The 24,743-nt window shown below is 47.0% G+C and carries 30 protein-coding genes and 1 tRNA gene; 6 read left to right on the top strand and 25 right to left on the bottom strand.

Annotated features, from left to right (window positions below):
- Positions 1 to 44 precede the first annotated feature (44 nt).
- The 22 genes from JMX98_RS05725 to JMX98_RS05620 all read right to left on the bottom strand — a co-directional run bounded on the left by JMX98_RS05725 (position 45) and on the right by JMX98_RS05620 (position 13,052).
- Positions 45 to 161 carry a GpE family phage tail protein gene (locus JMX98_RS05725; protein ID WP_093071355.1) on the bottom strand — a complete coding sequence of 39 codons (117 nt, stop codon included), beginning with the start codon at positions 159 to 161 and terminating at the stop codon, positions 45 to 47.
- A gap of 8 nt (positions 162 to 169) precedes the next feature.
- Positions 170 to 496, bottom strand: a complete 327-nt coding sequence (locus tag JMX98_RS05720; RefSeq protein WP_201585231.1) for a phage tail assembly protein — start codon at positions 494 to 496, stop codon at positions 170 to 172.
- Positions 497 to 578: 82 nt separating this feature from the next.
- Positions 579 to 1,106, bottom strand: coding sequence for a phage major tail tube protein (locus tag JMX98_RS05715; protein WP_201585230.1), 528 nt, complete (start codon positions 1,104 to 1,106; stop codon positions 579 to 581).
- A 40-nt stretch (positions 1,107 to 1,146) separates the two neighbouring features.
- Entirely contained in the window at positions 1,147 to 1,746 is a 600-nt protein-coding gene (locus JMX98_RS05710) for a phage tail sheath C-terminal domain-containing protein (protein ID WP_201585229.1), read from the bottom strand.
- Between the two features lie 37 nt (positions 1,747 to 1,783).
- Positions 1,784 to 2,941 (bottom strand): hypothetical protein, encoded by a 1,158-nt coding sequence (locus JMX98_RS05705; protein ID WP_201585228.1) that lies wholly within the window; start codon positions 2,939 to 2,941, stop codon positions 1,784 to 1,786.
- Positions 2,942 to 2,956: 15 nt separating this feature from the next.
- Positions 2,957 to 3,826 carry a hypothetical protein gene (locus JMX98_RS05700; protein ID WP_201585226.1) on the bottom strand — a complete coding sequence of 290 codons (870 nt, stop codon included), beginning with the start codon at positions 3,824 to 3,826 and terminating at the stop codon, positions 2,957 to 2,959.
- A 21-nt stretch (positions 3,827 to 3,847) separates the two neighbouring features.
- Complete coding sequence (locus tag JMX98_RS05695) at positions 3,848 to 4,630, bottom strand: phage tail protein (RefSeq protein ID WP_201585224.1); 783 nt, start codon at positions 4,628 to 4,630, stop codon at positions 3,848 to 3,850.
- Between the two features lie 14 nt (positions 4,631 to 4,644).
- Positions 4,645 to 5,169: a phage tail protein I gene (locus JMX98_RS05690; protein WP_201585223.1), complete on the bottom strand. Its 525-nt coding sequence runs from the start codon at positions 5,167 to 5,169 to the stop codon at positions 4,645 to 4,647.
- A complete protein-coding gene (locus JMX98_RS05685) occupies positions 5,162 to 6,052 on the bottom strand; it encodes a baseplate J/gp47 family protein (RefSeq protein WP_201585222.1) in 891 nt (296 codons plus the stop codon). Before JMX98_RS05685 ends, JMX98_RS05690 begins: the two co-directional genes overlap by 8 nt.
- Positions 6,049 to 6,438 (bottom strand): GPW/gp25 family protein, encoded by a 390-nt coding sequence (locus JMX98_RS05680; protein ID WP_227680047.1) that lies wholly within the window; start codon positions 6,436 to 6,438, stop codon positions 6,049 to 6,051. The genes JMX98_RS05685 and JMX98_RS05680 overlap by 4 nt, the downstream gene beginning before the upstream one ends.
- A complete protein-coding gene (locus JMX98_RS05675; RefSeq protein WP_201585221.1) occupies positions 6,431 to 7,039 on the bottom strand; it encodes a phage baseplate assembly protein V in 609 nt (202 codons plus the stop codon). The genes JMX98_RS05680 and JMX98_RS05675 overlap by 8 nt, the downstream gene beginning before the upstream one ends.
- An 86-nt stretch (positions 7,040 to 7,125) precedes the next feature.
- Complete coding sequence (locus JMX98_RS05670) at positions 7,126 to 7,569, bottom strand: phage virion morphogenesis protein (protein ID WP_201585220.1); 444 nt, start codon at positions 7,567 to 7,569, stop codon at positions 7,126 to 7,128.
- Positions 7,569 to 7,901 (bottom strand): hypothetical protein, encoded by a 333-nt coding sequence (locus JMX98_RS05665; RefSeq protein WP_201585219.1) that lies wholly within the window; start codon positions 7,899 to 7,901, stop codon positions 7,569 to 7,571. The genes JMX98_RS05670 and JMX98_RS05665 overlap by 1 nt, the downstream gene beginning before the upstream one ends.
- A 13-nt stretch (positions 7,902 to 7,914) precedes the next feature.
- The gene (locus JMX98_RS05660; RefSeq protein ID WP_201585218.1) at positions 7,915 to 8,307 is read right to left on the bottom strand and encodes a phage tail protein; all 393 of its coding nucleotides are present in this window, start codon (positions 8,305 to 8,307) and stop codon (positions 7,915 to 7,917) included.
- The gene (locus tag JMX98_RS05655) at positions 8,304 to 8,930 is read right to left on the bottom strand and encodes an N-acetylmuramidase family protein (RefSeq protein ID WP_201585216.1); all 627 of its coding nucleotides are present in this window, start codon (positions 8,928 to 8,930) and stop codon (positions 8,304 to 8,306) included. Before JMX98_RS05655 ends, JMX98_RS05660 begins: the two co-directional genes overlap by 4 nt.
- Positions 8,927 to 9,235, bottom strand: a complete 309-nt coding sequence (locus JMX98_RS05650) for a hypothetical protein (protein ID WP_201585215.1) — start codon at positions 9,233 to 9,235, stop codon at positions 8,927 to 8,929. Before JMX98_RS05650 ends, JMX98_RS05655 begins: the two co-directional genes overlap by 4 nt.
- Complete coding sequence (locus JMX98_RS05645; protein ID WP_201585214.1) at positions 9,222 to 9,623, bottom strand: hypothetical protein; 402 nt, start codon at positions 9,621 to 9,623, stop codon at positions 9,222 to 9,224. The genes JMX98_RS05650 and JMX98_RS05645 overlap by 14 nt, the downstream gene beginning before the upstream one ends.
- Positions 9,614 to 9,820, bottom strand: a complete 207-nt coding sequence (locus tag JMX98_RS05640) for a tail protein X (RefSeq protein WP_201585213.1) — start codon at positions 9,818 to 9,820, stop codon at positions 9,614 to 9,616. Before JMX98_RS05640 ends, JMX98_RS05645 begins: the two co-directional genes overlap by 10 nt.
- Complete coding sequence (locus JMX98_RS05635) at positions 9,820 to 10,272, bottom strand: head completion/stabilization protein (RefSeq protein ID WP_201585212.1); 453 nt, start codon at positions 10,270 to 10,272, stop codon at positions 9,820 to 9,822. The genes JMX98_RS05640 and JMX98_RS05635 overlap by 1 nt, the downstream gene beginning before the upstream one ends.
- Positions 10,273 to 10,382: 110 nt before the next feature.
- Positions 10,383 to 11,108, bottom strand: coding sequence for a phage terminase small subunit (gene gpM, locus JMX98_RS05630; protein WP_201585211.1), 726 nt, complete (start codon positions 11,106 to 11,108; stop codon positions 10,383 to 10,385).
- Positions 11,109 to 11,153: 45 nt separating this feature from the next.
- Entirely contained in the window at positions 11,154 to 12,173 is a 1,020-nt protein-coding gene (locus tag JMX98_RS05625; RefSeq protein ID WP_201585210.1) for a phage major capsid protein, P2 family, read from the bottom strand.
- Positions 12,174 to 12,215: 42 nt separating this feature from the next.
- Positions 12,216 to 13,052: a GPO family capsid scaffolding protein gene (locus tag JMX98_RS05620; RefSeq protein WP_201585209.1), complete on the bottom strand. Its 837-nt coding sequence runs from the start codon at positions 13,050 to 13,052 to the stop codon at positions 12,216 to 12,218.
- A gap of 176 nt (positions 13,053 to 13,228) precedes the next feature.
- Between JMX98_RS05620 and JMX98_RS05615 the strand changes: the two genes are divergently transcribed.
- Together JMX98_RS05615 and JMX98_RS05610 are read left to right on the top strand one after the other, a co-directional pair.
- The gene (locus JMX98_RS05615; protein ID WP_201585207.1) at positions 13,229 to 15,016 is read left to right on the top strand and encodes a terminase large subunit domain-containing protein; all 1,788 of its coding nucleotides are present in this window, start codon (positions 13,229 to 13,231) and stop codon (positions 15,014 to 15,016) included.
- Entirely contained in the window at positions 15,013 to 16,026 is a 1,014-nt protein-coding gene (locus JMX98_RS05610; protein ID WP_201585205.1) for a phage portal protein, read from the top strand. The genes JMX98_RS05615 and JMX98_RS05610 overlap by 4 nt, the downstream gene beginning before the upstream one ends.
- A 406-nt stretch (positions 16,027 to 16,432) precedes the next feature.
- On the opposite strand, the gene JMX98_RS05605 is transcribed toward JMX98_RS05610, so the two are convergent.
- From JMX98_RS05605 to JMX98_RS05595, 3 genes are all read right to left on the bottom strand, one after another.
- Positions 16,433 to 16,517, bottom strand: a tRNA-Leu gene (locus JMX98_RS05605).
- Between the two features lie 216 nt (positions 16,518 to 16,733).
- Complete coding sequence (locus JMX98_RS05600; RefSeq protein ID WP_201585203.1) at positions 16,734 to 18,542, bottom strand: sigma 54-interacting transcriptional regulator; 1,809 nt, start codon at positions 18,540 to 18,542, stop codon at positions 16,734 to 16,736.
- Between the two features lie 66 nt (positions 18,543 to 18,608).
- The gene (locus tag JMX98_RS05595) at positions 18,609 to 19,988 is read right to left on the bottom strand and encodes a two-component system sensor histidine kinase NtrB (protein WP_201585201.1); all 1,380 of its coding nucleotides are present in this window, start codon (positions 19,986 to 19,988) and stop codon (positions 18,609 to 18,611) included.
- 134 nt (positions 19,989 to 20,122) lie between these two features.
- On the opposite strand from JMX98_RS05595, the gene rimO reads away from it, so the two are divergent.
- The 4 genes from rimO to uppS all read left to right on the top strand — a co-directional run bounded on the left by rimO (position 20,123) and on the right by uppS (position 24,621).
- The gene (rimO, locus tag JMX98_RS05590; RefSeq protein ID WP_201585199.1) at positions 20,123 to 21,703 is read left to right on the top strand and encodes a 30S ribosomal protein S12 methylthiotransferase RimO; all 1,581 of its coding nucleotides are present in this window, start codon (positions 20,123 to 20,125) and stop codon (positions 21,701 to 21,703) included.
- 431 nt (positions 21,704 to 22,134) lie between these two features.
- Positions 22,135 to 22,860 carry a UMP kinase gene (pyrH, locus tag JMX98_RS05585; RefSeq protein ID WP_075101540.1) on the top strand — a complete coding sequence of 242 codons (726 nt, stop codon included), beginning with the start codon at positions 22,135 to 22,137 and terminating at the stop codon, positions 22,858 to 22,860.
- Between the two features lie 129 nt (positions 22,861 to 22,989).
- Positions 22,990 to 23,544, top strand: a complete 555-nt coding sequence (frr, locus tag JMX98_RS05580) for a ribosome recycling factor (RefSeq protein WP_075101541.1) — start codon at positions 22,990 to 22,992, stop codon at positions 23,542 to 23,544.
- Positions 23,545 to 23,862: 318 nt separating this feature from the next.
- Positions 23,863 to 24,621 (top strand): polyprenyl diphosphate synthase, encoded by a 759-nt coding sequence (gene uppS / locus JMX98_RS05575; RefSeq protein WP_201585198.1) that lies wholly within the window; start codon positions 23,863 to 23,865, stop codon positions 24,619 to 24,621.
- Positions 24,622 to 24,743 lie beyond the last annotated feature (122 nt).

The raw sequence follows: 24,743 nt of genomic DNA, 5'->3' as shown, positions 1-24,743 counted from the left end.
TCATCGGTCCGTTTTATGGTTCCCTCATAGACGAGAGAACCAAATTAATCATCGGGGTTGTTGCGAATACGCGCGCGTTCGCGCCAATCTGCCAGCTCTTCAATGCTCATGTGATACATAGACTCTGGTGTCCAACCGAACACCAGAGCAATATCTGCCATACAGTCTTCTACACGGTTGGGGTATGAGCGGTTTCTGCTTGCGACTGAAACTTCGTTTTGGTAAAAAAACTGGCAATAGTTAACCCTACGTCCATTAAGTCAGATGCATCCATGCTGCGCACTTCATGCTCGTGAATGACTGGATTACTAATACGAGGCAACACCACAGCAATGGCATCGACTTTGGCCATGCTGATATCAATAAGTGACTGGCCACGTAAGTCGCCGCCCATTGGACGACGCAGGGTAAACTCTTTAATCTCTTTGGCCTTATCGCCAGTACCGCGAACGATAGGGTAGTCTAGCTCGATAGTTGGCATATCATTGTTGCTCATGGTGTATCCTTAATCAGTAAGTTTTAATAGATGTTTTAATCAGATAGGTGTCTGGTTTGGCCACTTGATTTGTATGATTAATTTAGAACGTAGTAAATAGTCCCATTGCTTCACGGATTTCTTTTAGTCGATCCTCGCCATTGACGATACATTTCATGGCCATGGCATCAATTTCAATGATGTCTTCACCGTCCACGACCAGCTTGTAATACGCCAATGCATACTTAAACGACTCTTCTGTGTCGTCGCCTAACTTGGCGCTACCAGGGTCAATTTCCTCTAAGCGACCACGGCAATAGATATCGACAGCTGCCACACTACAATCATCATCGCGTTGATAGGCACCTGAATACGACAAGACGACCTTATCAATACCAGCACGCGCAAAGTCGCGGTACAAATCTGCTTCGTGACCACCGCATTTGATGGTCATCTCCATGGCTTCTTGGCCCAAGTCAACTTTGACCGGCATATCCATACCACCAGCACGATACTCTTCGAGTACGCGCGTGAGCTTTGGCAGCTCAATCTCTGGGATCTGACCTTGATAGCGCTTCTGACTGCCAAGGCCTTTGTAAGCCATGAAGTTCTTTAATTTACGAGGTAACATAAAATGTCCTTTTAATAATCGGGGTGTGAGCAGCGAGCGATTAAGCCGCGGCTGCCACTAAGTCTGCAAAGTTGACCAGGTATGTATCGGTGATCGTTTGATTTAGGTTGAGGTTCTCTAAGTTAGGCACTGGGGTAAAGTCATAATCAAGATACAGCTTGCCTTGCATGAGCAGCGTTTCACTATTCAATTCGGTGTTGTACCAGCACTTAACGCCAATTAAATAGCCAAAGTTCACCATTTCTTGTAGCTTGGCATTGATGGCACGAATGATGTCGCGCACAGTCGTCGGTGATAGCGGTTGATCAATAAACTGAAAGCAGCCATTGATGATGGTATCGAGCAAAAACTGCGAGGTACGCACGACCGGCTCAAACATATACTCAGGCTGGTCAGAGCAGGTATGACTGCCCCAAAATCTAAAGCCGTTGTGTTGGATAAGACTGGTCACGTCATTGGCGTTTAGGTAGCCGACTTCAGTATCAGGATCTTCTAGATCCCATGTACGCGGGTATTTGATACCGCTGACAGTATCAATGGCAACGTTGGACAGCGACTTCACAAAGCTGTACTGATGCGTCTTGTCTAAGTGAGCGCGTAATGCTGCGGCCACTGCGATGATGGGGGTTGGTTGGGTCATGGTTTTTCCTTTTGATATAAATAGATGCTGTTAATTATCAAAAATCACTCGGTGGCTGAAGAGGCGGTTGTTCAGGCGGCGGTAACGTCAGTTGAGACTTTATCGTGTACGAGCCGTCAGGGTTTTTTACTGCTGGTGTTATGCCCCACTCAGCAAAATGCGCTAACTCTGATGTCGTATAGATACTGGGGTCGATTATTAAATCAAAAATATCATAGTCAATATTTGCAGAAGGTAGCTTGCTCGCTGGATAAACAGTTATTTCAACCTCGCCTTGCACCACTCTATCTGGTATAGAAAAACCCCGAAAGGCAAAGTATTCTTGCAAAGCAATGTTGTTAAGACCAAACCAATAGAAATTATTAACGTCAAGACCATTTGGCATATAAGCATCATTCCATCTACCTCCACCACCATCGCGTCCAAGAGGTAGGACTACATCGCCTGTCGGTATTTCAGGGAAAAACGCATACATTGTTGAGAAACCCGCTTCGCTGATCGTACTTTTTATAGCAGCCATCTCACCACCATTGATGCTATATACCAAGCCGCCGACATTACCATCGGCACTATCTATTTGCTGATCGTTTTGAAATTTCAAAAAGCCGACTGTATTTTGACTACTACCACCATCAGACGGCTGAGACTTTCCCGGCACACCCCACTCGTTTTCAATCAGCATCAATTCACGAGCTGCGAACGTATCGCGGTAAGCGACAATATCTTCCTTGGCCGTAATCAAAGAGCCATCTTCCATACGTGGTGACGCATAGACAAAGCCACGGCGCTTCTTGGCAATCTCTACCAGCTTACGTGTCATCGTTGGCGTATCAATCTCAGGCGCAATGAAGATTTTAGGTGTAATTCCGAGGCGAGATTGACAACTGAGCAGCGTATCAACAGTAGTGACATCGACAGGCTCTGACAGTCGTAATACGACTACGCTTGTGTTTTGGATAGACTTAATTGTCTGCAAGCATTGACTGAGCAAAGCATCTTTAGCGCCAGCTTTTGTGACATCATCTGTCGTAATGCCGGTTAGTAGTACAGGCGTATCTAACGGATACTTTGTGTCATCAGCGTCGACACTGGTACTGACCAAAGCAATGGTGCTTATACTGACCGATTTGATAATCGGTGTAATGTTGCTGGTCTCGGTGGCAGTGATGCCGTGGTGGTACGTTGTTAATGCCATGGTTTTGATCCTTGGTTAATTAATCGGAAATTCTTTGCTGTTATTTGAGCCATCAAGCAATCGTACTCTAATGACATGCTCGGTTGCACTTGATAGTGTAGTCGCAGGTAGGGTTGCGGACTGCATAATTAAAACGCCTGAGCTGTTGACAGTGCCAGTACCTCGATTAACCTCTGTAATCTGGTCGCCCTCTGTTCCTGATTTTTGTACATCTTCGATGATCCATGGTACTTGACGCCCTTTCATATTGCTGTGTGTCGCAGTAAATGTAGGTGTCTGACCGATTTCAAATGGTGTGGGGCTGGTTGTATTGATAGACCATGGCGTTAGTTCGGATATGCCGCTAAGCGTCTTTACGATTGGCTCACTCATGCTAGGATGAGTAATTTCAATTAGTATTTGGTCATAATGTGCGACCGAGTATTCAGGCACCCACCATGTTTCAACAGGTAGTGTAAACGTCCTTTCGTATTTCGAATAGCCTGATAGTTGACCAGTGCTACTTACTCGCTGACGTGCTCTTACTGTGACATCGGGTATTGATTCTCCTGAGCTGTGTTTAATTTCAAAGTGCCGCGCAGCGCCTTGCCAATCTGGCTCTGATGATGTTTTGGTTACTATCCAGTCGCCAGCTGGTAGCGCATTTGGATCCGTGGGGTTGGGATCTGTAGGCTGACCGCCAGTATCACCACCGCCAGTATCGGGCGGTGTGGAACCGCTACCTTCTTCTATCGCTGCTATACGCTTCTCTAAGTGCAAAAGATTATCCGCCAGCTGTTGATGCGGGATATTGTCAAGTCCTGTGCTACCGCCCTCAACAATCTCATTGATATCAAACTGCCGGATGGTAGGATGCCATTTGTCTTTCGGTGTGTAACTGCTCATAGTCTGCCTCGTGTGGATTAATTATTTAAACTTATGGGTGTTGTTGCGGGTTGATATGCCGTTGTGTCGGATGGGCGCGTCAGGATCGTAACGCTCCCAGCAATAACTTGTGTAGTGAGTGTATTGTTTAGGCTTATCGTTTGGCGTAGCTACTAGCGGAATATTTCCAGCAACCATGCCATAATCGTTAATCACAGGATTATTAGGGTCAACGCTGACTAACTGCACGCCTGTGAGTTGACGCCAATATGTTTGTTTGCCAAATGCCTCAGTAAATAATGGCTCTGGATTAAGAGCGGAAGCAGTCCAATACTTGCAGCCGATTGGAAATATAAGATCTAGTAAATGATTTTGAATCCATTTTTTGTGTGCATAAAGAGTACTACCGTCCATCTCAATCACAACAGTTGCTAGATTGTTAGCAGTAATGGTAAAGACCAGCTCCATATCGCCGCCAGCGCCCTCCGTCAAAGTTGGACGATAACCACCATGAAAGTTACCTATATAAACAAGTTTACCTCGCTTATCTGTAATACCCACTTCGTGCAAGTTCCAGCCACCCACATTAGATGGCACAACTGCAGTTACCTCTGCTGTTGTCTCATTTACCACTTTGATTGAGGCAATAGGCAATTTTGAGACTTGATTGAGCAGTGTGGTTTTATTCAATCGGGATTCTGGCAAATAAGGCTGGTTATTTGCATCACCCAGTACTACATGGGTTAATTCAAGCTGTGTGTTTGCTTGAGCATTTGCAATAAAAGATTTGCCATAATCAGTGAGCAAGACATAATAATTAGCCATTAATAAACCTTAATTTATGGTGTGGATAAGTAAATAACACTGCCCGTACGACATGCACCCGCTATTGTAAAATCAACTGTGTTGACCACGCTTGCATCAATAGAGAATTGGTCACGCGCTGATTTGACACTATCTAACGCGGTATAGATTTCTTGTTGCTGCTGCACACTGATACGACCACTAGTGATTTTCACAGTAAAAGTGTATGGCTTGCCTTTCGGTGATAACTCATGCCATGCAAGTAAGCTATGACCTAACCCAATATTTTCCATGGCTTGCGTCAACGTGCTTTTGGTACCTCGCTGCGCGTTAAAGTCACGAGCCCCTTTTATGACTCCACGCTTTAAAATCACAGGCCAATCAGCGTCCCAATACTCGACGCGGCGTGACCACGCGAGCCAGGATAAAAACGATACGGGGCAGCTATCAGGATTAATCAAGCGGTCAAATGTCACAGGCAAAGCGTCAATCCGCCGTGTTTGTTTGTCCAATGCTTTTTCAAGCTTGGTGCTGTTTTTTGGTAGTAGCGCATTAGACATCACGATACTCCACAGCACTGATAGTCACACCTGCACAACTGGCATACTTGCCATCTGGCAAACTGATATCAGCCGTCGGCTGTAGCAGGCTAACGCGCTGAACACCCGCTTGATGTAATGCGTGATATAGACCAGACAAAGTAACGTCATAGCCCAAGTAGCGGACTTGCTCGATATATTTATCCAGCTGTGCACGGGCTGCAGCAATCACCACATCTTTGTCTGGACCAGGATAAAGCGTTAATTCGGCTTGTAGCGTCCAGTCTTGCGGCTGACCCGCTGCAATGCGCACACTATCGGTAAAAGGGCGCCGCTCATCAGTATCAACAGCTTGTCTGACACTCTCACGTAGCGCATCACTAGCAACAGCATCAATATGGCTTTGGACATAGACAGTGACACGACCAGGGGAAGCTGTGACGACGCTTGCATCACGAACATCACCATCAGCAGACAACGCCCAAAATAGATAAGCTCCTTTACTACCAGCAGACGCTCGCTCAGGCTCTAGTTGCACACGGCGGCGTAGGGCAGTGTCAGACTCCATAATATCTGGAACCGGTGGTACAGAATTGGGGTTGCCAGGCTTAACCAATAGACGAGTGACACCAACACCAGCTGCCAGATGATCAAGGGTTGTGCCATTGGCGTAAGCCAGTAGCATGGATTTTGCGGTATGGTTAATCTGATTGGTTTTTGCCATCAAACGATAAGCAAATAGCTCAAGTAATTTAGTTAAAGGCTCGCTTTCAAGATCTAAAGCGTCGGCCAGCTGTGGATCCTTGGCTATCAATTCAGCTTTTAGCTCTGCAAGCTCTACCTCAAAATCTAAAGGCGTTAAGATATTAGGGGCAGGTAGGCCAGATAAATCAATACGACTCATAGTGCACCGCCTAATGACAGATAGGTACGTTCAACTTTTTTGCTAATAACATAGCGATACTCAATCATTAAACTGGCAATGCCTTGCGTGGCTTGATTGTCAGTAATCAGCTCAATACGGACTGGGGTGACGCGCTTTTCCCAACGCATCAGCGCATGAATGACTGATGCACGCAGCTGCATAATAAAATAAGAGTTGATAGGAGAGTCAATCAAAAAGGGAAGTAGTGAACCATAGTCACGGCGCATGACACGGCTACCAATCGGTGTTGTCAAAATATCACGCACGCTTTGCAAAATATGGCTTGTTTGGTCTATGTGCAGACCAGTCTGGCGGGACATACCTTTGATATTGGTGATGGTTACGCCATTATCTTGATTAAGCATTGACGCCTCCAGTGTTGCTACGGCCCGACTTAACCCCAGCATGGCTATGCTCTAAATAAGGTTGACCATTAATCGTCAAAGTGCCATTTTGATTACTGGTTTGACTATCTAAGGAATAAGACTTGCAACCAAGAGAATAGGAGCTGCAATTAACATCAAAGTTATTACAATCAAAAGAAACATCGCGAGCAGATATTTGCACGCGGCTGGAAACGAGCGTAGTAGTGGAATCATCAGGTAAAATAACCCCTAGGTTATGAGTCGCATGGTTATAGACAAAGGCCGCGCCATCGTCGCAATGTATTTCAAAAGTATCGGCATTGGCAGACGGCATTGGCTGATCATCATAATCAAATGAAGTGGTCACAAGGCCTGTCGATAGCTCACCAGTCTCGCTAATGACTAATACTTGCTCACCAATAGAAGGCGGGTTCCAAATTTTGACTTTGCCAATGCGTGCGCTAGTGAATTTCAACCAGTCAGTCTCTAACCCATCAATCTGTACACGGCAACGAGCAGCGGCATGGTCAACTTGAGTGACAATGCCGCGATTGATGATGCTTTGGAGCCTGCGCTCATGTTCAATAGGGTATGTATTCATGACGTTATCGTCACCCATAAGCACTATCGGAGGCAAAAGCAAAGGCGGTGCATATGTGTTAATCCACCACAAAAAAATAGCAGTAATTAGTCAGCGGTTAATGACTCGCGTAGCACTCGGATAATGACATGTCTGTCAGCACGAGCAATGCCAATCAGCTCGCGTTTAGGGTAAGGGAATTTTTTAGAACTATCAGGGCGGACAGTACTGCGCTGACCTTCGTGGTGAATACGCGCAATCTTAGCCGCGCTACCTTTAAAACCAATCTGGGCGTAACGACTTGTCGCATTAAACTTAAGGTGACGTGCTTTGGTTAGCTCTCGAAACATAGGATTGTTAGAGGCTTTTAGAGGATCGACAAAACGACTGCCGTCTGGATCTGTCTGGGCGCGAATGCGGTCGCGATTGACCGCTCTCATTTCCATAGCCAATGTGCGATTGACTTTTTTTAACTGTTTTTTATCCAGCTGTGATGAGATAGCAGTGGCCCACTCAGGTAAGGCAGATGCTAATTCTGTGAGATCGCTCATCAGTTACAGCCGATGAAGCATTTTTTATACTTGATGCCGATGCTAACACCGTCGTAATTGTATTCATTCCCATGCAAATCAACATTAGACCTATGTATGTATGACAAACTATAAGAAAAACGCTTGCGGTCATATTCAACGCCGACTTTGCCCAGATAGGGAAAGCGACCAGTCGGAAAACGTACGTCATCAGACTGATTGACGCCATGCCGTAGCATATAAACGGCTTGATGCTCTGTAAATAAGCTCAAACTATTTGCGTTTGCTTGGCTAGGTGTCAGCAGAATCGTAAAAACACCTACTGCAGTGAGTAAGCCAAGTAATTTATTCATAAAAACCTCTGTTTCAAATAGAAGGACAAGCATTAAACACGTAGTTACCAGTGGCATCAGCAGATACCTGGACAATTTCTTCGACTTTGATAGTAAAGACTACGGTGGTCGTATAGTTGCTCAATATATAAGATTCAAATTCAATCGGTGGTGGTGACGTTGGTGGAACGGGGTCTTGGTTCTTCTGATACCAGTCAAGGATAGGAACGATAATGCTGTTCGCGTCCAGACGCTCAGGCCATTCGTCTACCTCGACAAGTAATTGGTATTGCTGTCGATGACTCAAACTGGTTCCAGTCCATTTTAGCGAGCCTTTTTCTACGCTAATAATCAGCCGGTCGGGGTTCTCTTGAAAGAACTCGACTTTATCGGTTAAGAATTTGCGTAGGCTGTCGTCAAATATCATTTCGCCAACTCTTTATCCCAGTATTTGGCACGGTCACGCATTTTAGTGTCATATTTATTCTTCTTATAATCGCGGCCGTTATATATCTCTGCAAACATGGCCCAGTCACGGCTACGAATGGCATTGAGCAAGCGTTTATCTGTCTCGATAAAGCGACAAAATGCCTCTAATTGCTCAGGTTCGCCCTTGGAGAGAGTCAGTACGTAATCCACAGCTGATTTATAGCCAAGACGCTCCCAGTGAAAGCCCATAATCTGAAACATGCCCCAGCTGGCAGACTCTAAACCTAAGTCTTTATCAATACGACGGGCTTTAGCAAGGCGATCATGTTCGGCATTGCCGCCGCTGTAGCCACCACTGCGAGTATTAACCACATCGGGATTGGCATAGACGGCAGACAGCGCTTTGTCACGTCCGTTTTCGATTTTGAGCAGTCGATACATGATATGACGCTCAAATAAAATCTTAATGCGCCACTCTTTTGAATCGTCATCATATAAAAACCCATCGCCGAGCGACTCAACATCACTGACCGCGCGGATAGCAGCTTCATCACAGCGCAGTCGGCGCGCGGCTACTTTAAAATCACAGTCAATTAGGGTCATTGGTTTAGTTTTACTCATGCTGTTTTATCTCCAGTCTGATTGATTGCGCTGATAAAAACGCCGTAGCGGGCCCAAAATGCGCGTAATTTAAAATAGGCGGTAGCAGTGGCAGCCGCGGCCAGCATACGAAATGTTGGCAGCGCCCACACGCCATCGCGTCCGGTGGTCTCATCAAAGGCAAGTCCCACACAAGACAGCGCAAAAAATAAAATGGCTAAGGTGACAAGTAAACCTAATTGTCTGTGATATTTGATAATTGTCATCGCGCAAACGAGAGCAATGACAACGATAGATAGAGTGCTGATGACGCTAAGTATTGTCATGATTGTCCTCGTTGTCTTTTGTGAATAAAAAAGGGAAGTAGTGGCGCATCGCGGACAGTAGCACCGGTGCGGCCCTGTCATGAATAAATTCGTACATCGTGACAAAAAGCTCACGGCCGACCATTCCGTAGACGACTGCATAACCACTGCCATAGTTGCCGTTGGTGAATAGCATCGCTGTGGTCTCTGCCAACGTAATAGCCAACAAAACCCCAGCAGCCGCGTTTTGTGTGCGCATCCAAAATGGTTCGGCGCGTACCAATAGCAAGCGTATCCCAGCACCAGCGATGGCGGCATAAATAATCGGCAATGTGGTAAGCAGCCAAGTCATGTGTTCACGTATAACATCATCAAAACTGACAACATGCTGAATTTGATTTACGTCCATAATTGGATAATCTCTTTTTGTTGTCGTTTTGGCGCGTCTGGCAACGCGATATTGATAAGAGCTGGTAATACCAAATCATGATTGGTCAATTGCGGATTGAGTGACATGACTTGCTCAGTGACGCCGCCAGTAAAGCCAAAGTAGCGCAGACATATCAGATCAACCGTATCGCCTTGCATCGTTTGCACGGTACGCATTAGATTAGCTCAACTGTCGAATGCGGCTCATCGGTAATGTCAGCGATGGCGTTACGTGCATTGCGGTAGCAGCTGTCAATTGTGGGTGTCAGCTCTTTACTGCGTGCGCTGGCATCGCGGCCAGTGTCATAATCGCGGTAATGCTCAGTGAGTTGCGCTTTTGCAGTGTTGTAGACAGCTTTTTTGAAACTAAAGCTTTTATCAGTGCGGTAAGCCACATCATATTCAGCAAGGGTTAAAAACCCATCACTATCTATGACAAAGCTGACCCAGCTTTTTAACTCACGGCATACGCTCAGCGCGGCATCTTTTAGCGCATACGCCATACGCGCAGGGGTGACAGTACCGTCAAGCTTCATTGCTTCACCAAATTCCTTGACAGACAAGTCAGGCATAAATGGCGGGGTGGTCACAACATCGTCACGTACCGGATTGACAGCGCTAAAACCCATAACGGCTCCAAAATCATTTATAAAATAAAAATAAAATAGGGTGAGGCGGTGGTCATAATTGTCATGTGCAGTATCAACTGAATGCAGTTATGAGCCGCCTCGGCTCGCGGCTACGAGTTGTTTTCGCCTGATTGCTCAGACAAATCTGGTTCTGGTACCGAGTTTTTTTCTTCTGGCACCTCTTTTTCTTTAAGCTGTTTTTCTAAGCGTTTGATCGAGCCTTTGACGCCGCTGTTTTCGTCAAACTTTAGCGCTGTTTGAAATTGCTCAAGGGCAAATTCTGGCGTAACAGCTTCAGTCAATTCACCTACTTGACGTGCGAGTTTTGCACGTACCTGATCAGGCATGTCTTCTTCAGCTGTTATGGTTGATGCTCGCAATACTTGCGCGATTTGCTCATCATTGATTTCACCACTGGCAGCCAGTTTTTTGGCAGTGTCAGCAATCTCTTCAGCGACTACCGTTGCAAGCGTGCGCTGGTGTGCGTCGGGCATTTTGAGCTTATGAGTCATCGCATAGTCAGCGATATCAAGCGCACGCTCAAAGCTACCGATATCGATATGCCAAAGCATAAGCGTGGTCAATAGATTGTCTTGATCGCCTTTGCCAGATGCCAAGCTTGCGTTGATCCATTCGTCGTAGTGTCCGACCAATTCGCGTTTTAGCTCAATCTTGGCTTGGATTGACTGCTTAGATTTGAGCAGCTGCTTGTCTTCGCGTAGTTTTAATTGCAATAAGCGGTAGGCGCTATTAGGGCCCGCCGTGATATTGGTTACTTCTTTTTGTGCCAGCGCGGCCTGGCGATGTCGCTGCGCTGGGGTCATGTTGTCGCTCATAATTCCCGTCCTTCGTTAATTTTCATCCGCCCCATCCTTCAGTCATTAGACAAGCTCAACATTTTCAATCAAGCAGCCAGCTTTGTAGTTTTCAACCACATACGCTTCATTGTCTGATTCGTAAAAGGCGACGCGGTCATACTCTGGCTCATCTTTATGATTGCGGCGGCGGCTGCCTTCTTGATAGTAAATTGATAGATTATCTAAAGGTGTGATCAAAATGCCGTCAGCAGGGAAATTTGGCGGAGTTGGTTCAATCGTAATACCACCCACTTTATCGAGCATTAATAAGCTATTGACCGCGATAACCTCGCTTGGCGTGTTGTTGTCATTGACCATGTTGAAATCACGGCTTTGCTTGAGATCACGACCCAAAATCACGCGCAAATCACTATCATCACGGACGATAGGATCAATCAGCTGATCAACACAGTCTTTAACCAGAGCATCAAGGTTTTTATAGCTAGTGGCAGACGCGCCAACAGAGACTTTGCTGGTGCCCACTTCTGATTCAGTCATTACTGACTCAGGTGCGTTATCACGGTATTTCTGCAACCAGCCGATATTGACATCTTGCAACAACGGATTGACATCAATGTCAGTATCAGCGGCGACATGAGTGCCGTTAAAACCGACAGTGATACGATCGAGCGCTTGCTGTTTTAGTACCGCGTCACGAATTTTTTCTTGGAACTTTGGATCACGCGCCCAGCTGTCTAGCTTGTTGTAAGGGATAGCAGTATCAAAGTCTGTCTTTTCACATACATAAGTGTAAATAGGGCCCACTTCACCAACGTTTTTCGGTTCACGGCGCTTACCGTTTTTGGTGTTGGTACGGCTTGCGATACCGCCACTAATACCAAGCCCAAGCGCTTCACCTTTTTGATCGGTAACAGGGATGACGTTAATCTTTTTCAAAAACTCGCTTGATTCTTGAACTCGGGTTTCAACTTTTTGCTGTACTGATGGCTCGACCGTGTATTGCTCGGTAGCGCTTGGCACGCCATTTAGCTCTGCTTGATTTGCAAGATAGCCATTAAACTGCTGACGGGTAGTGTTTTTCATATTGCGTTTGTCCTAGATAATTGATTTTAGTTGCCGTTTAGCCTAACAGTCAGACTTGACATAATCAGATGAACCGGTGGCAGCCGGACGCTCGGTATAGTTGTCATCAGGTGTATTGTCGAGATTGGCCTGCACGGTTTTTAGTGACGTTTCGACCTCGTTTTGTTTGTTTGCAAACTCGGTGACAGTGTTGGTCAAGTTGCCAATACTCGCATTAGTGGTGTCTAGCGCTGTGGCCATTGCTTCCATTACCTGTTTAACACTATCAATTGTGCTTGGTAGGTCAGCGAAAGCTTCAGCGGTAGCGACTTCTTTACTTTTTTCGGCTTTGGTAGCAGTGGGCGCGGCGAATAGCTCTTTGACTGATGCCAATACAGATTTTGGTTCGTCTTTATATTCCCAAACGCTTTCGGCTGTGCTGATAAATGTATCAGGGTTTTGTTTGCGTGCAGATAATGGGCTGTCATCTGGATTTTGCTGACAAAACTGCATGTAGCTGGTGCCAAGCGAAGCAGGGGAGTCAGTGCAAGCAAGGCCGACCATGTAGGCTTCTTTCGTATCTGCAAATTCTGGATAAAATTCGATGGAGAAATATACTTTTTGCTTCGACTTGGCCAAAGCGATCAGCTCTTTGGTCGGTTCAACCTCAGCCAATAGATAGAGGTGATCGCCAACTTCTTCAGTCGATAGTGACACCACGTCGCCATAGCAGCGAAAGTCAGAGTTGGGCATAAAGCCGCGATAGTGTTCTAAGTTAACGCGCGCGCCATAAACTTCAGGGTCATAGCTTGAGGCCATTTGGGTGATCTGTTCGCGAGTGATTTCACGGCCGTCCGTAGTCTGTCCGGCGCGTGCAACTCGAAATGTTTTGGTAGTCATAGACGGTCCATGAGTAAAGATAATAGGGAGGTTCATTTACAAAGCTTTACTTTGACCGCTACGCAAATTAAAAACAAAAGCAAATACGGTGCATAGGTGTTAATCCACCACAAACGGCGATGATTAAAAAGACTCACTAAAGGAAAGTAGCTGCATATCATTTATGAGCTGAATTGATGTCATCGCTGATTACCTTACCGACTGGAGAGAACCCCAAAACCGTTGCCCGTGGTCTTTATTGGCAGGGGTGGAGCATTAGCGCCATCGCGGAAATGGTCAATACACCGCGCACCACCGTGGACGGTTGGAAAAAGTCAGACGGCTGGGATGGTGCAAAGCCCATAGACCGCGTAGAGTCAACGCTTGAAGCGCGATTGGTTCAGCTGATCAATAAAGATGACAAAACAGGAAAAGACTTCAAAGAAATAGATTTGCTAGGCCGCCAAGTCGAGCGTATAGCCAAAATTCATAAATACAATGAATCTGGCAAACAATCGGATCTAAATCCAAAGTTATCGCATCGGGGTCGTAAGCAAGGCCAGAAAAACCCATCAAACGTCATACAGATAGATGATATCGATAAATTCAAAGACTCATTCCGTGATTGCCTGTTTGATTATCAAAAAACGTGGTACCAGGCAGGACTCACCAACCGTATCCGAAACCTATTAAAGTCGCGCCAAATCGGGGCGACTTGGTACTTTGCGCGCGAAGCTTTTTTGGATGCTATCGAGACTGGCCGCAATCAGATATTTTTATCCGCATCGAAGGCGCAAGCGCGTGTATTCCGTGAATATATCTGTGCGTGGGCGATGGAAACGGCAGGGATCGAGCTGACCGGCGACCCAATTACACTCAACATCGAAGGCCCAGAAAAGGACTACAGCGCAAGCCTGTATTTTTTGGGTACAAACAGCCGTACCGCGCAGAGTTATCACGGCAATGTCTATATGGATGAATATTTTTGGATTCATAAGTTTATTGAGTTCAGGAAGGTCGCATCAGGCATGGCGATGCATAAGAAGTGGCGACAGACTTATATCTCAACGCCATCATCCAAACAACATCAAGCCTACAAGTTTTGGACGGGTCAGCTCTACAACCGTGGGCGTAAGGGCGATGACCGGATTGAGATTGATGTCACCCCGCATAATCTAAAAAATGGCAAGTTGTGCGGTGATAAACAATGGCGGCAAGTCGTCAATGTCTATGACGCTATGAACGGTGGTTGTGACCTGTTCGACATTGATGACTTGCGGATGGAATACAGCGAGGACGAGTTCAACAACTTGCTTATGTGTGAGTTTATTGATGACACGCTGTCAGCATTTAGCGTCGCAGAGTTGCAATCATGCATGGTCGATACGTTAGAGATATGGGAAGACTATAAACCCTACACGCCAAGACCGTTGGGGAACCAGCCCGTATGGTTGGGCTATGACCCATCATTGAGCCGTGACAGTGCAGGTTTAGTAATTTTGGCAGCGCCTAGCACACCAAACGGCATGATTCGTGGCATTGAGCGTTTGCAGTTTAAAAACCCAGATTTCGAAGCACAAGCAAACGTCATCAGAGAAATGACAGAAAAGTATAACGTGGAGTATATAGCTATTGACGTGACTGGTCTTGGCATTGGTGTCTATCAGTCGGTCATTAAGTTTTATCCGCAAGCTGTCAAGCTGCATTACAGCCCAGAGTTGAAGCAGCAATTTGTCCTAAAGACAAAGGACGTTATCAAAAAAGGGCGCTTAACTTTTGACCATGAATGGACGGATGTAGTAGGCGCGTTTACTTCGATACACAAAACAATCACTAGCAGCGAAAAGGCGGTCACGTATAAAGCCGACCGCAATGAAGACACGGGCCATGCGGATCTAGCATGGGCATTAATGCACGCACTACATAGAGAACCTTTAGCGATCGCTCAAGGTGAAGACGAATCCGCACTGGAGATATTTGAATGAATGAAACAGAAAATCATGCAGTGGTAGAAATGCCGGGCATGGAGGCTTTTACCTTCGGCGATCCCATCCCAGTGATGGAACAATGGCAAACCTTATACTGGGGCGAATGTCATAATCATCAACTGTGGTATGCACCGCCGTATGATCCAGACGCTTTGGCCAAAACTATGCGCGCATCGCCGCATCATAGCAGCGCGATATTTGTTAAACGTAATATTTTGGCCAGCACCTTTATTCCACATCCGTTATTATCCCATCGTGATTTTAGCCGCTTAGTCTTGGACTATATGACGTTTGGCAATGCCTACATTGAACGCGTTACCTCACGCTCTAAAAAAACCATGAAGCTAAATGTTCCACTCGCTAAGTACATGCGCGTCGGTGTTGACGCTCAAAGCTACTACTTTGCAACGCATAGCTGGGCCGAACCGCATAAGTATAAAGCCGACAACATCTGTCATCTGATTGAACCAGATATCAATCAAGAAGTCTATGGTGCGCCTGAATATCTATCAGCGCTTAATGCGGCGTGGCTTGATGAGTCAGCGACACTATTCCGCCGCAAGTATTATCTGAATGGCAGCCATGCTGGTTATATTTTATATATCAATGACCCAGCGACAAATAAAGAAGACATCGACGCGATCCGCAAAGCACTCAAAGACAGCAAAGGCCCTGGTAACTTCCGCAATCTTTTTATGTATTCGCCAAACGGAAAAAAAGACGGCATTCAGATCTTACCAATCAGTGAAGTGTCCGCCAATGATGACTTCTTCAAGATTAAAGAAGCCAGTCGAATTGACATAGCCGCTGCGCATCGAGTACCGCCCCAACTCATGGGCGCCACACCAACTAACACCGCCGGCTTTGGCGACCTAATCAAAGCGGCCAGAGTTTTCGCAGTCAATGAGCTTATGCCTTTACAACAGACCATGCTACAGATTAATGATTGGCTAGGCGAAGAAGTCATCCGCTTCAAAGAGTATGAGCTGCTCAAAGATAATAGTTAATCAGTAACACACAGACGAACTATCCGCTCCCAGTCGAGCGGATTTTTTTCGTCCAGCAAAAATCGCAATCGAAGCCCCGCCTCGCCCACGATAAAAAAATGTGGTTTTTGACGATAGTGACGATGTTGATTGCGGCTTGGCGGTGCCTAGGGCGAGGGCGGATAATTAGATAATAAAAGTGACGGGATATGACGGATATTTATGCTCAATCCCACGGAAAATCGGCTGGGATTGGTAAACGGCGGCGCTGTACGCGCATAGAATAAAGGTTTGCGGGGGATGGGGCAGTTCTGCGCAATCCCACGGTCTATCCCATCGTGGGATTAGACTCAAATTGCAGACATAAAAAAACCTGCTCGAAAGCAGGTCTAGTATAGGTTTGAGAACTTTTATCACTATCCGAAAATGGTGGGGCTGGAGAGACTCGAACTCTCACACCTTGCGGCGCCAGAACCTAAATCTGGTGCGTCTACCAATTCCGCCACAGCCCCATTTTCGTTACTCTATCATCAAAAGCATATGAACTCAAATACTATCGAAATAGTTAACTGATTCGGTAGTGCGTCTCAGTGGTTGGCTATTATATAGAGTTTAAATTGTTTGGCAACCCCTATTTGCAATTATTTTCGATATTTTAGCAATTATTTTTCATGTTTTTCATAAGTTAATGATATAAAAGGACTTTTGTTTTAAGCTTGTTTAACGTTTTAGTGATATTTATTTTGATCTTGTGCTGGCGTGAGGTTTAGTTGCTGCAATTTGCGTGTCAATGTATTGCGTCCCCAGCCTAGCAGATGGGCCGCCGCTATTTTTTTGCCACCACTATGGTTGAGGGCGGCGGTGAGTAGTACGCGTTCAAATTCAGGCGTAGCTGTTTGTAGGATGTCGGTTTCGCCGGTCTGTAGCGCCTGCTTGGCCCATGCGGCTAGAGGCTGTTGCCAGTCGGTCTGCGTCGTCATAGGTGGATTGGGGCTAATAGCGCCAGAGTCGATCGAACCTTGGGTATTCATGTCTATCTGCGGCGGGATTTGGGATGAGCGTGCTGCATGAGGTGGCTGTGGCTGCTGTGTTATATCCGCTGGCACACTATCGAGCAGCTCTGGTGGTAAGTCCTCTACCATGACCGTGTCACCGGTGGCCATCACGGTCAGCCACAGGCAGACATTTTCGAGCTGACGCACATTACCGCGCCACTCAAACGCCTGCATGACTTGCAGTGCTGCTGGATGCAGATGTTTTTTGGCAGTATTCATCTGCTTGGCGGCGCGCTGCATAAAGTAGTTGGCGAGGGCAGGGATGTCTTCGCGGCGTGTGCGCAGGGGCGGCAGAGGCAAGCGTATGACGTTAAGGCGATAAAACAAATCTTCTCGGAACTTACCTTGTTTGACCAGTGCTTCTAAGTGTTGATGAGTGGCGGCGATGATACGCACATCGACTTTGACAGGCTGCTGCCCACCAACGCGATAAAACTCGCCATTGGCCAATACTCGCAGCAAACGTGTCTGCGTACTAAAGGGCATGTCACCGATCTCATCCAAAAACAGTGTCCCGCCATTGGCCTGCTCAAACCGTCCTTGCCGTGTGGTCGTCGCCCCCGTAAACGCACCTTTTTCGTGACCAAATAGCTCAGATTCGATTAAATCATGCGGAATCGCTGCCATGTTTAAGGCAATAAAAGGCTGCTGTCGCCGCGGTGAATGCTGATGCAGGGCGCTGGCGACCAGCTCTTTACCGGTGCCTGACTCGCCTGTGATCAACACTGTGATGGGAGAGTGGGCCAAACGGCCAATCGCGCGAAACACCGTTTGCATCGCTTGTGACTGCCCGATGATGCCACTGGGGTTGTCGGTCGCGGCGGGTGGTGTCGGGGATGTCTCTTTGGCAGCTGGTTTGATCGGCGCGGTGGTTGGTGAGGTTTTGGATGCTTGGTTTGTATGGCCAGTCGGCTCAGTAGGTTTATTGGGCTCGTTGGGCGTCGCATCTGATTTGACAGCGGGTTTTCTGGTGTTTTTTGTCTTAACATCGGTATGGGGCTGATAGTGAATGGCTTTATAAATCGTTGTCACCGCGTCATCTAAATCAAAGGGTTTGGGCAGATATTCAAACGCGCCAGTCTGATAGCTACTGATGGCAGAGCTTAGATCAGAGTGTGCCGTCATAATGACGATGGGCAGCTGAGGGAAATGCTGATGTACCCAGTCGCTAAAGGACAGACCATCCATCATAGGCATACGAATATCAGTCAATATCACATCAGGGAGCTGGTCTGCAGGTGTTTGCTGCTGCAAGATATCATTTAGGCGTGTCCATGCCGCTTGCGCTTGCGTGAAGCTAATCACAGTGAGCCCTGCATCTTCAAAGGTATCGGCCAATATCAGGCGTAGGGCGGCATCATCATCGATAAGCCATAACGTAGCAGCGGCAGGGCTGCTGTGCTTGTCCGTTGGAGCAGGTATTGGCTGATCGCTTGAGGGTTGATGGTCATGTAAAGCGCGGTTGTCATTATACTCAGTCATATCTTGGGCCTAGTGGGCGATAACATCAGAGGGTGTATTGGTTGTCATGAGATTATTATAGGATTGTTATGAGGTGTTTATAGTAAGGCCTGGCTGGCTAAAGGGCAAATACAGGGCAAACTGAGTCTGGCGTGTGTGATGGGTGTCCGATTGGGCAGAGCTGACATCGATCATACCATGATGGCGGCTGATGATATCCTGGACAATAGACAGCCCTAGACCCGTGCCTGCTGCGCGGCTGGTGACCATCGGAAAAAATATCTGGCCGATGAGATCGGCATCTATGCCTGAGCCATTATCGGTGATGGTCACTTGCAAAACTTGTTTGTGCTGCTGGCTGCCGATGGTGTGCTGAAAGACCACTCGTGTTTGTAGATGCAGTATGGGCTGATAAGTAGAATTGCTATCCATTTGCATGGTAGCTTGTGGTGTTTCTTGAGACTCTGAGATTTTATGCTGTTGTAGCGTTTGCTCAAGCTCAGTCATCGACTCACAGGCATTATTAATCAGGTTCAAAAATACTTGAATCAACTGATCCTTGTCAGCGCAGAGCTCAGGCAGTGATAAATCATAATCACGCTGTAGCGTCACCTGTGGATATTGGTTGACGATTAGAGACAAGACATGCTCTAGCGGTTCATGAATATTAAGCATTTGCCAGTTTGGTAACTGATTGGAGCCAAGAAACTGACCGATAAGTTGAGTCAGACGGTCGGTCTCTGCGATGATGATATCGGTGTAGCTGCGCAGTTTTGCCGCGTTTTTTTGTTTGTCAGGAGGGGGGCTGGCAGCACTTTGCTGAGGGAGAGCTGCATCAGCCAAAAAACCGCCTTCACTAAACTTGATAAATTGCCGCTGCAACAACTGCGCCGCCCCGCGAATACCGGCCAATGGGTTTTTTATTTCGTGAGCGACCGAGCGTAGCATCTGACGCGCGACGTTATATTGCTGCTGCTGGCGCTGCTCCTCTGAGATACGGCTTTGGCGATCTTTGCCCCACATCTCAATGATAAAACCATGCTGCTGCTCATCAATGACCGGCGTCACGCTATAGTCGATCAGCAGCGCTGTATGATTGTTCAATTGTGTGCTCACAAGATGATCGTGATCAATAAATGGCTGTTGATACACTTTGGCTTGCCGAAAGCGCTCGGTCAAGGAGCAAGCGACATCCTTTGTTTTTTTAGAATTGTGAGTATCGCTATGGGTTTTGAGATGATCTTTGAGGTGGTCTTTGAAAGTCGATGTTGAAGTTTTTGGGGTGAGCAGCGCCAAGATAGATTGCCCCAGTAGGCGGCCACTACTGGTCGCCAGCAGTTGCTCTGCTTGAGCATTTAGCCAAGTAATGGTCAGATTTTCATCGACCCACAAGATAGCCGTAAACAAATGCTGAGCCATAAAGTCAAAATTGGGGGCAGGTTTTGTCACTACTACATCAGCTGTCATGAAGTACGCCTAACATAAAAAAGAAATCTACCAATATTTAATCATAAATCAACACTATAGAGCGGCAAAACTGGTGATTATCATAAAAAAAACGTACAATGCGCACAGCCAATTTATCTCAAGCAAGGTCAGCCATGCCCAACACCTCTACCGAGTCGGTAAATACGACGATATCTTCACAGCCAGCTTCTACTGCTCCAAAAAACACAGCCACTATCTTTAATCCTGCTAAGTCTGCGCAAAAGCAGTCAACGAGTCAGGCAGACGGTACTCAGCCCTATCACCACAAAGCCAATCACAATCAAAACCGCAGTATCGCGCAAAGTGGCGATGCCACAGTAGCCCGTACAGCTGCGAGCGATGCGCCAGTTCAAGCCGCGCCAAAGATCGGTTTTGTGTCGCTTGGTTGCCCAAAGGCACTGGTCGATAGCGAGCGGATCATCACAGAGCTTAGCCGCGATGGTTATCAGGTCGCAAGTGACTACGATGGCGCAGATTTGGTGGTGGTTAATACCTGCGGTTTTATTGAGTCAGCGGTACAAGAGTCGCTCGACGCCATCGGAGAAGCCATCAGCAAAAACGGTAAGGTCATCGTTACTGGCTGCTTAGGAAAAGAAGCGGATAAAATCCGTGAGATGCATCCAGCGGTACTATCGGTTACAGGCGCACATGCTTATGATGAGGTCATCACTGCCGTCTCGCAGCATGTGCCCAAACCCAAGCGCGACGTAGATAGGCATTACGATCCAAAAATAGATCTGATCAATGAAGCGGGTATTAAGCTGACCCCAAGCCATTATGCTTATCTAAAGATATCAGAAGGCTGTAATCACCGTTGTACCTTTTGCATCATTCCAAGCTTGCGCGGTGACTTAGTCTCGCGTCCGATTGATAATGTCATGAACGAAGCACTGGCGCTCAAAAACGCTGGCGTGAAAGAATTGCTAATTATCTCGCAAGACACGTCAGCCTATGGGCTCGATCTGAAGTACAAAACCAGCTTTTGGAATGGCATGCCGCTCAAATCTAAGTTTTATGATTTATGCCAAGCATTAAATGACTTGGGTATCTGGGTGCGCCTGCATTATGTCTATCCGTATCCGCACGTAGATAAAGTCGTCGAGCTGATGGGCGAAAAAAAGCTACTGCCGTATCTGGATATTCCGTTTCAGCATGCCAGTCACCGCATCTTAAAGGCCATGAAGCGTCCAGCGCATAGCGAAAACACCTTGGCACGTATCAAAGCGTGGCGTGAGATTTGTCCTGATATCGTCATTCGCTCAACCTTCGTCGTCGGCTTCCCTGGGGAGACCGAAGAAGACTTTCAATGTCTGCTCGATTGGCTCGTCGAGGCACGCCTTGACCGCGTCGGTGCCTTTACCTATTCAGAGGTCGAAGGCGCGGTAGCCAATGACTTGCCAGGTCATGTGCCTGAAGAAGTGAAGCAATCTCGCTATGAGCGCTTGATGACGCTACAACAAGACATCTCAGCACAAAAGCTGCAAGAGAAAGTCGGTAAAACCTTGACGGTATTGGTCGATGAGATCGATAGTGCTGAGGGCATTGCGATTTGTCGGAGTTACGCCGATGCCCCAGAGATCGATGGTCATGTTTATGTCGATGACATCAGCGCGCAAGTCAAGGTTGGTCAGTTTTTGACCGTCACCATTGACGAGGCCAGCGAGTACGACTTATTTGCCAGCTATCAAGGCTAGGGCGTGTCCTGATTTTAAAAATGGCGATAAAAATGAGATAAATCACCGTCAAACAAGAAAAATAGCGCAGATAATATCGAGATATTAGCCAGCTATTTGACACCGTTTGGCCAGATTTGGTTATTTTTAGCCCATTTAGATGGCTATCGATTGAATTGAGGACACGCCCTAAGCCATCACAATGATAGATGAGTGAAAATTGCCCAATCACAGGCAGTTTTTGCTACAATTAGCGCAATTTGGCCTTTTTATCTACTCAGCACGGTTTTGTCTGCTCAGCACTGCATCACGAGTAGGGCGCTGCACGTAACCTAGCGATACGCAAACACTGGCTTGCGTATCAACGCTGGCTGTACGTAAATCAGAAGGCAATCTTCATTTGTATTTTATCGATGACTTTAATTATAATTTAATGCTAACAAGGTGACCTCATGTCTGACAAAAACCCGCGTTACTCTCGTATCTTGCTAAAACTCTCAGGCGAAGCCTTGGCTGGTGGCAAGGACATGGGTATCGATACCGAAGTGCTCGATAAGATGAGCCTATCTATCGCCCACTTGCGTGGCCTTGGTGTGCAAGTTGGTATCGTCGTTGGTGGTGGTAACTTATATCGCGGTGCCCAGCTGCAACAAGAGGGCCTAGTCGGCCGTGTGACCGGCGATCAAATGGGTATGCTTGCGACTGTGATGAACGGTCTGGCCATGCGTGATGCGCTTGAGCGCCGCAATATCAAAACGCGCTTGATGTCAGCCTTGCCGATTGGTGAAGTCACTGAAAGCTATAGCAGCCGCAATGCCATTCGCTACCTAAAAAACGGTGAGGTTTGTATCTTTGTCGCCGGTACTGGTAATCCTTTCTTTACCACTGACACAGCAGCATGTCTGCGCGGTATCGAGGTTGAAGCAGGCTTGATATTAAAAGCCACCAAAGTGGATGGCGTCTATGACAAAGACCCAAGCTTGCATGCCGATGCCAAAAAATACGATGGTTTGACTTTTGATGAAGTCTTAGAGCAAAAGCTTGGCGTTATGGACTTAACCGCTATCGCCTTGTGCCGTGAGCACAATGTACCGCTACAAGTGTTTGATATGACCAAGCCCAACGCCTTATTAAATGTGGTCATGGGCGAAAACGAAGGCACGCGCGTTTATCATTAGTATTAATTGGCATAATATTGCCCAATATGCGCGGTCAAGCGCCATGCTACGAGTGATTGAGTTGCCGCAAAACAACCATATATTAACAACCATGAATGATTTATCGACAGCGATAAATAAGGATGCACAATGATTAAAGAGATTAAGCAAGACGGCGAAGCCCGTATGCAAAAAACCTTAGAAGCGCTTGAAAACACCTTTAGTAAGGTACGTACAGGCCGCGCCCATCCAGGCATGCTATCTGGCGTGATGGTCAGCTACTACGGCGCCGACACACCGCTCAACCAAGTAGCCAGTGTCAATGTCGAAGACTCGCGCACATTGCTTGTACAGCCTTTTGACCGCACGATGGTACAGGCCGTGGACAAGGCCATTCGCGAAGCGGATTTGGGATTGAACCCGATGACCGCTGATGTGATTCGTGTGCCGATGCCAGCACTGACAGAAGAGACCCGCCGCGATATGCAAAAGCTGGCGCGCGGTGAAGCAGAAAACAGCCGCGTCTCGATTCGTAATATCCGCCGCGATATGATGAATGACATAAAAGATCTGGCAAAAGAAAAAGAGATCTCAGAAGATGACGAGCGCCGCGCTAGTGATGATATTCAAAAAATCACTGACAAATACATCGAGACCATCGACAGCCGTTTGAGCAAAAAAGAAAGCGAGCTGATGGAAGTATAACGATTGATGGCAGAGCGCGACTGGGGTGCTGTCTTTAAATACAGGCTGCGCCGTATCGAACGATAGCAGCACGCAAGTAACGTTTATACCAGTCGCGCAGCCCTATCTATAAAAGTTTTATTTCCAATGGACTATATGTCGTTTAGCAGCCACTGCGCAGTGCGATTGGCTGCTTATTATTGTGTCGTCAATCATAAAGCCGTAGCAGACCGCTTTATGATAAGTTTGTGAATAATCACCACATCTTATCTTTTTGGCTGTTTTGCCGCCATGACACGCGTTATTATTAAACCATCTCAACAATAAGCAAGCTAGCCTATGTCTACTTCAGCCGCCTTGGCTCCTGCTATTTTACCCCGTCATATCGCCATCATTATGGATGGCAACAACCGCTATGGCAAAGCCAATCATCTACCCAAAGGCCATGGACATGTGGCAGGCAAAGATGCGCTAGACCCTATTGTCGAATACTGTGTCGATACTGGTATTGAGGTTTTGACGGTATTTGCTTTTTCTAGCGAAAACTGGCAACGTCCGCCGAGTGAAGTGACGTTGCTTATGCAGCTTTTAACCTCGACCATTCATGAGCAAATGCCGCGGATGGACAAATACCGTATTCGCTTACGGTTTATCGGAGATCGCAGTCCGCTCAGTGCAGAGTTACAAGCATTGATGGCCGATGCAGAAGAAAAAACCGCGCATTTTGATGCCATGACATTGGTCATTGCCATCAGCTATGGTGGACAGTGGGATATTGCCCATGCTGCCAAACAGTTGGCCAAACAGGTGCAGGCAGGGGAGCTGTGTGCTGATGATATCGATAAAGACTTGCTTGGCCGCCATGTCCAGTTAGCAGACGCCCCAGCGGTCGATATGCTGATACGGACAGGCGGTGAGTACCGATTATCGAACTTTTTATTATGGCAGTCCGCTTATGCTGAGTTGTTTTTTACCAAAACCCTATGGCCTGAGTTTCGCGCAGCAGAGCTGGCATCGATGGTTGCAGAGTTTGCCCAGCGCCAACGCCGCTTTGGTAAAACCAGCGAGCAAGTCGCTTGCGCGCAGCAATTACCCTAAACGACCCTAACGTCTTATCTTATACTTGCTTGTCTGATACTTGCTCGCTGCTTGTCTTTTTTGTGCCTTAAAAGCCTGCTACGCTTTTAGTCGTGATTATTCACAGTGGTTAAGGTCGCGTG

This window comes from Psychrobacter sp. HII-4, assembly GCF_904846595.1.
In the GTDB taxonomy this organism is placed as follows: Bacteria; Pseudomonadota; Gammaproteobacteria; order Pseudomonadales; family Moraxellaceae; genus Psychrobacter; species Psychrobacter celer.
This window is presented reverse-complemented; position numbering and strand designations above follow the sequence as displayed.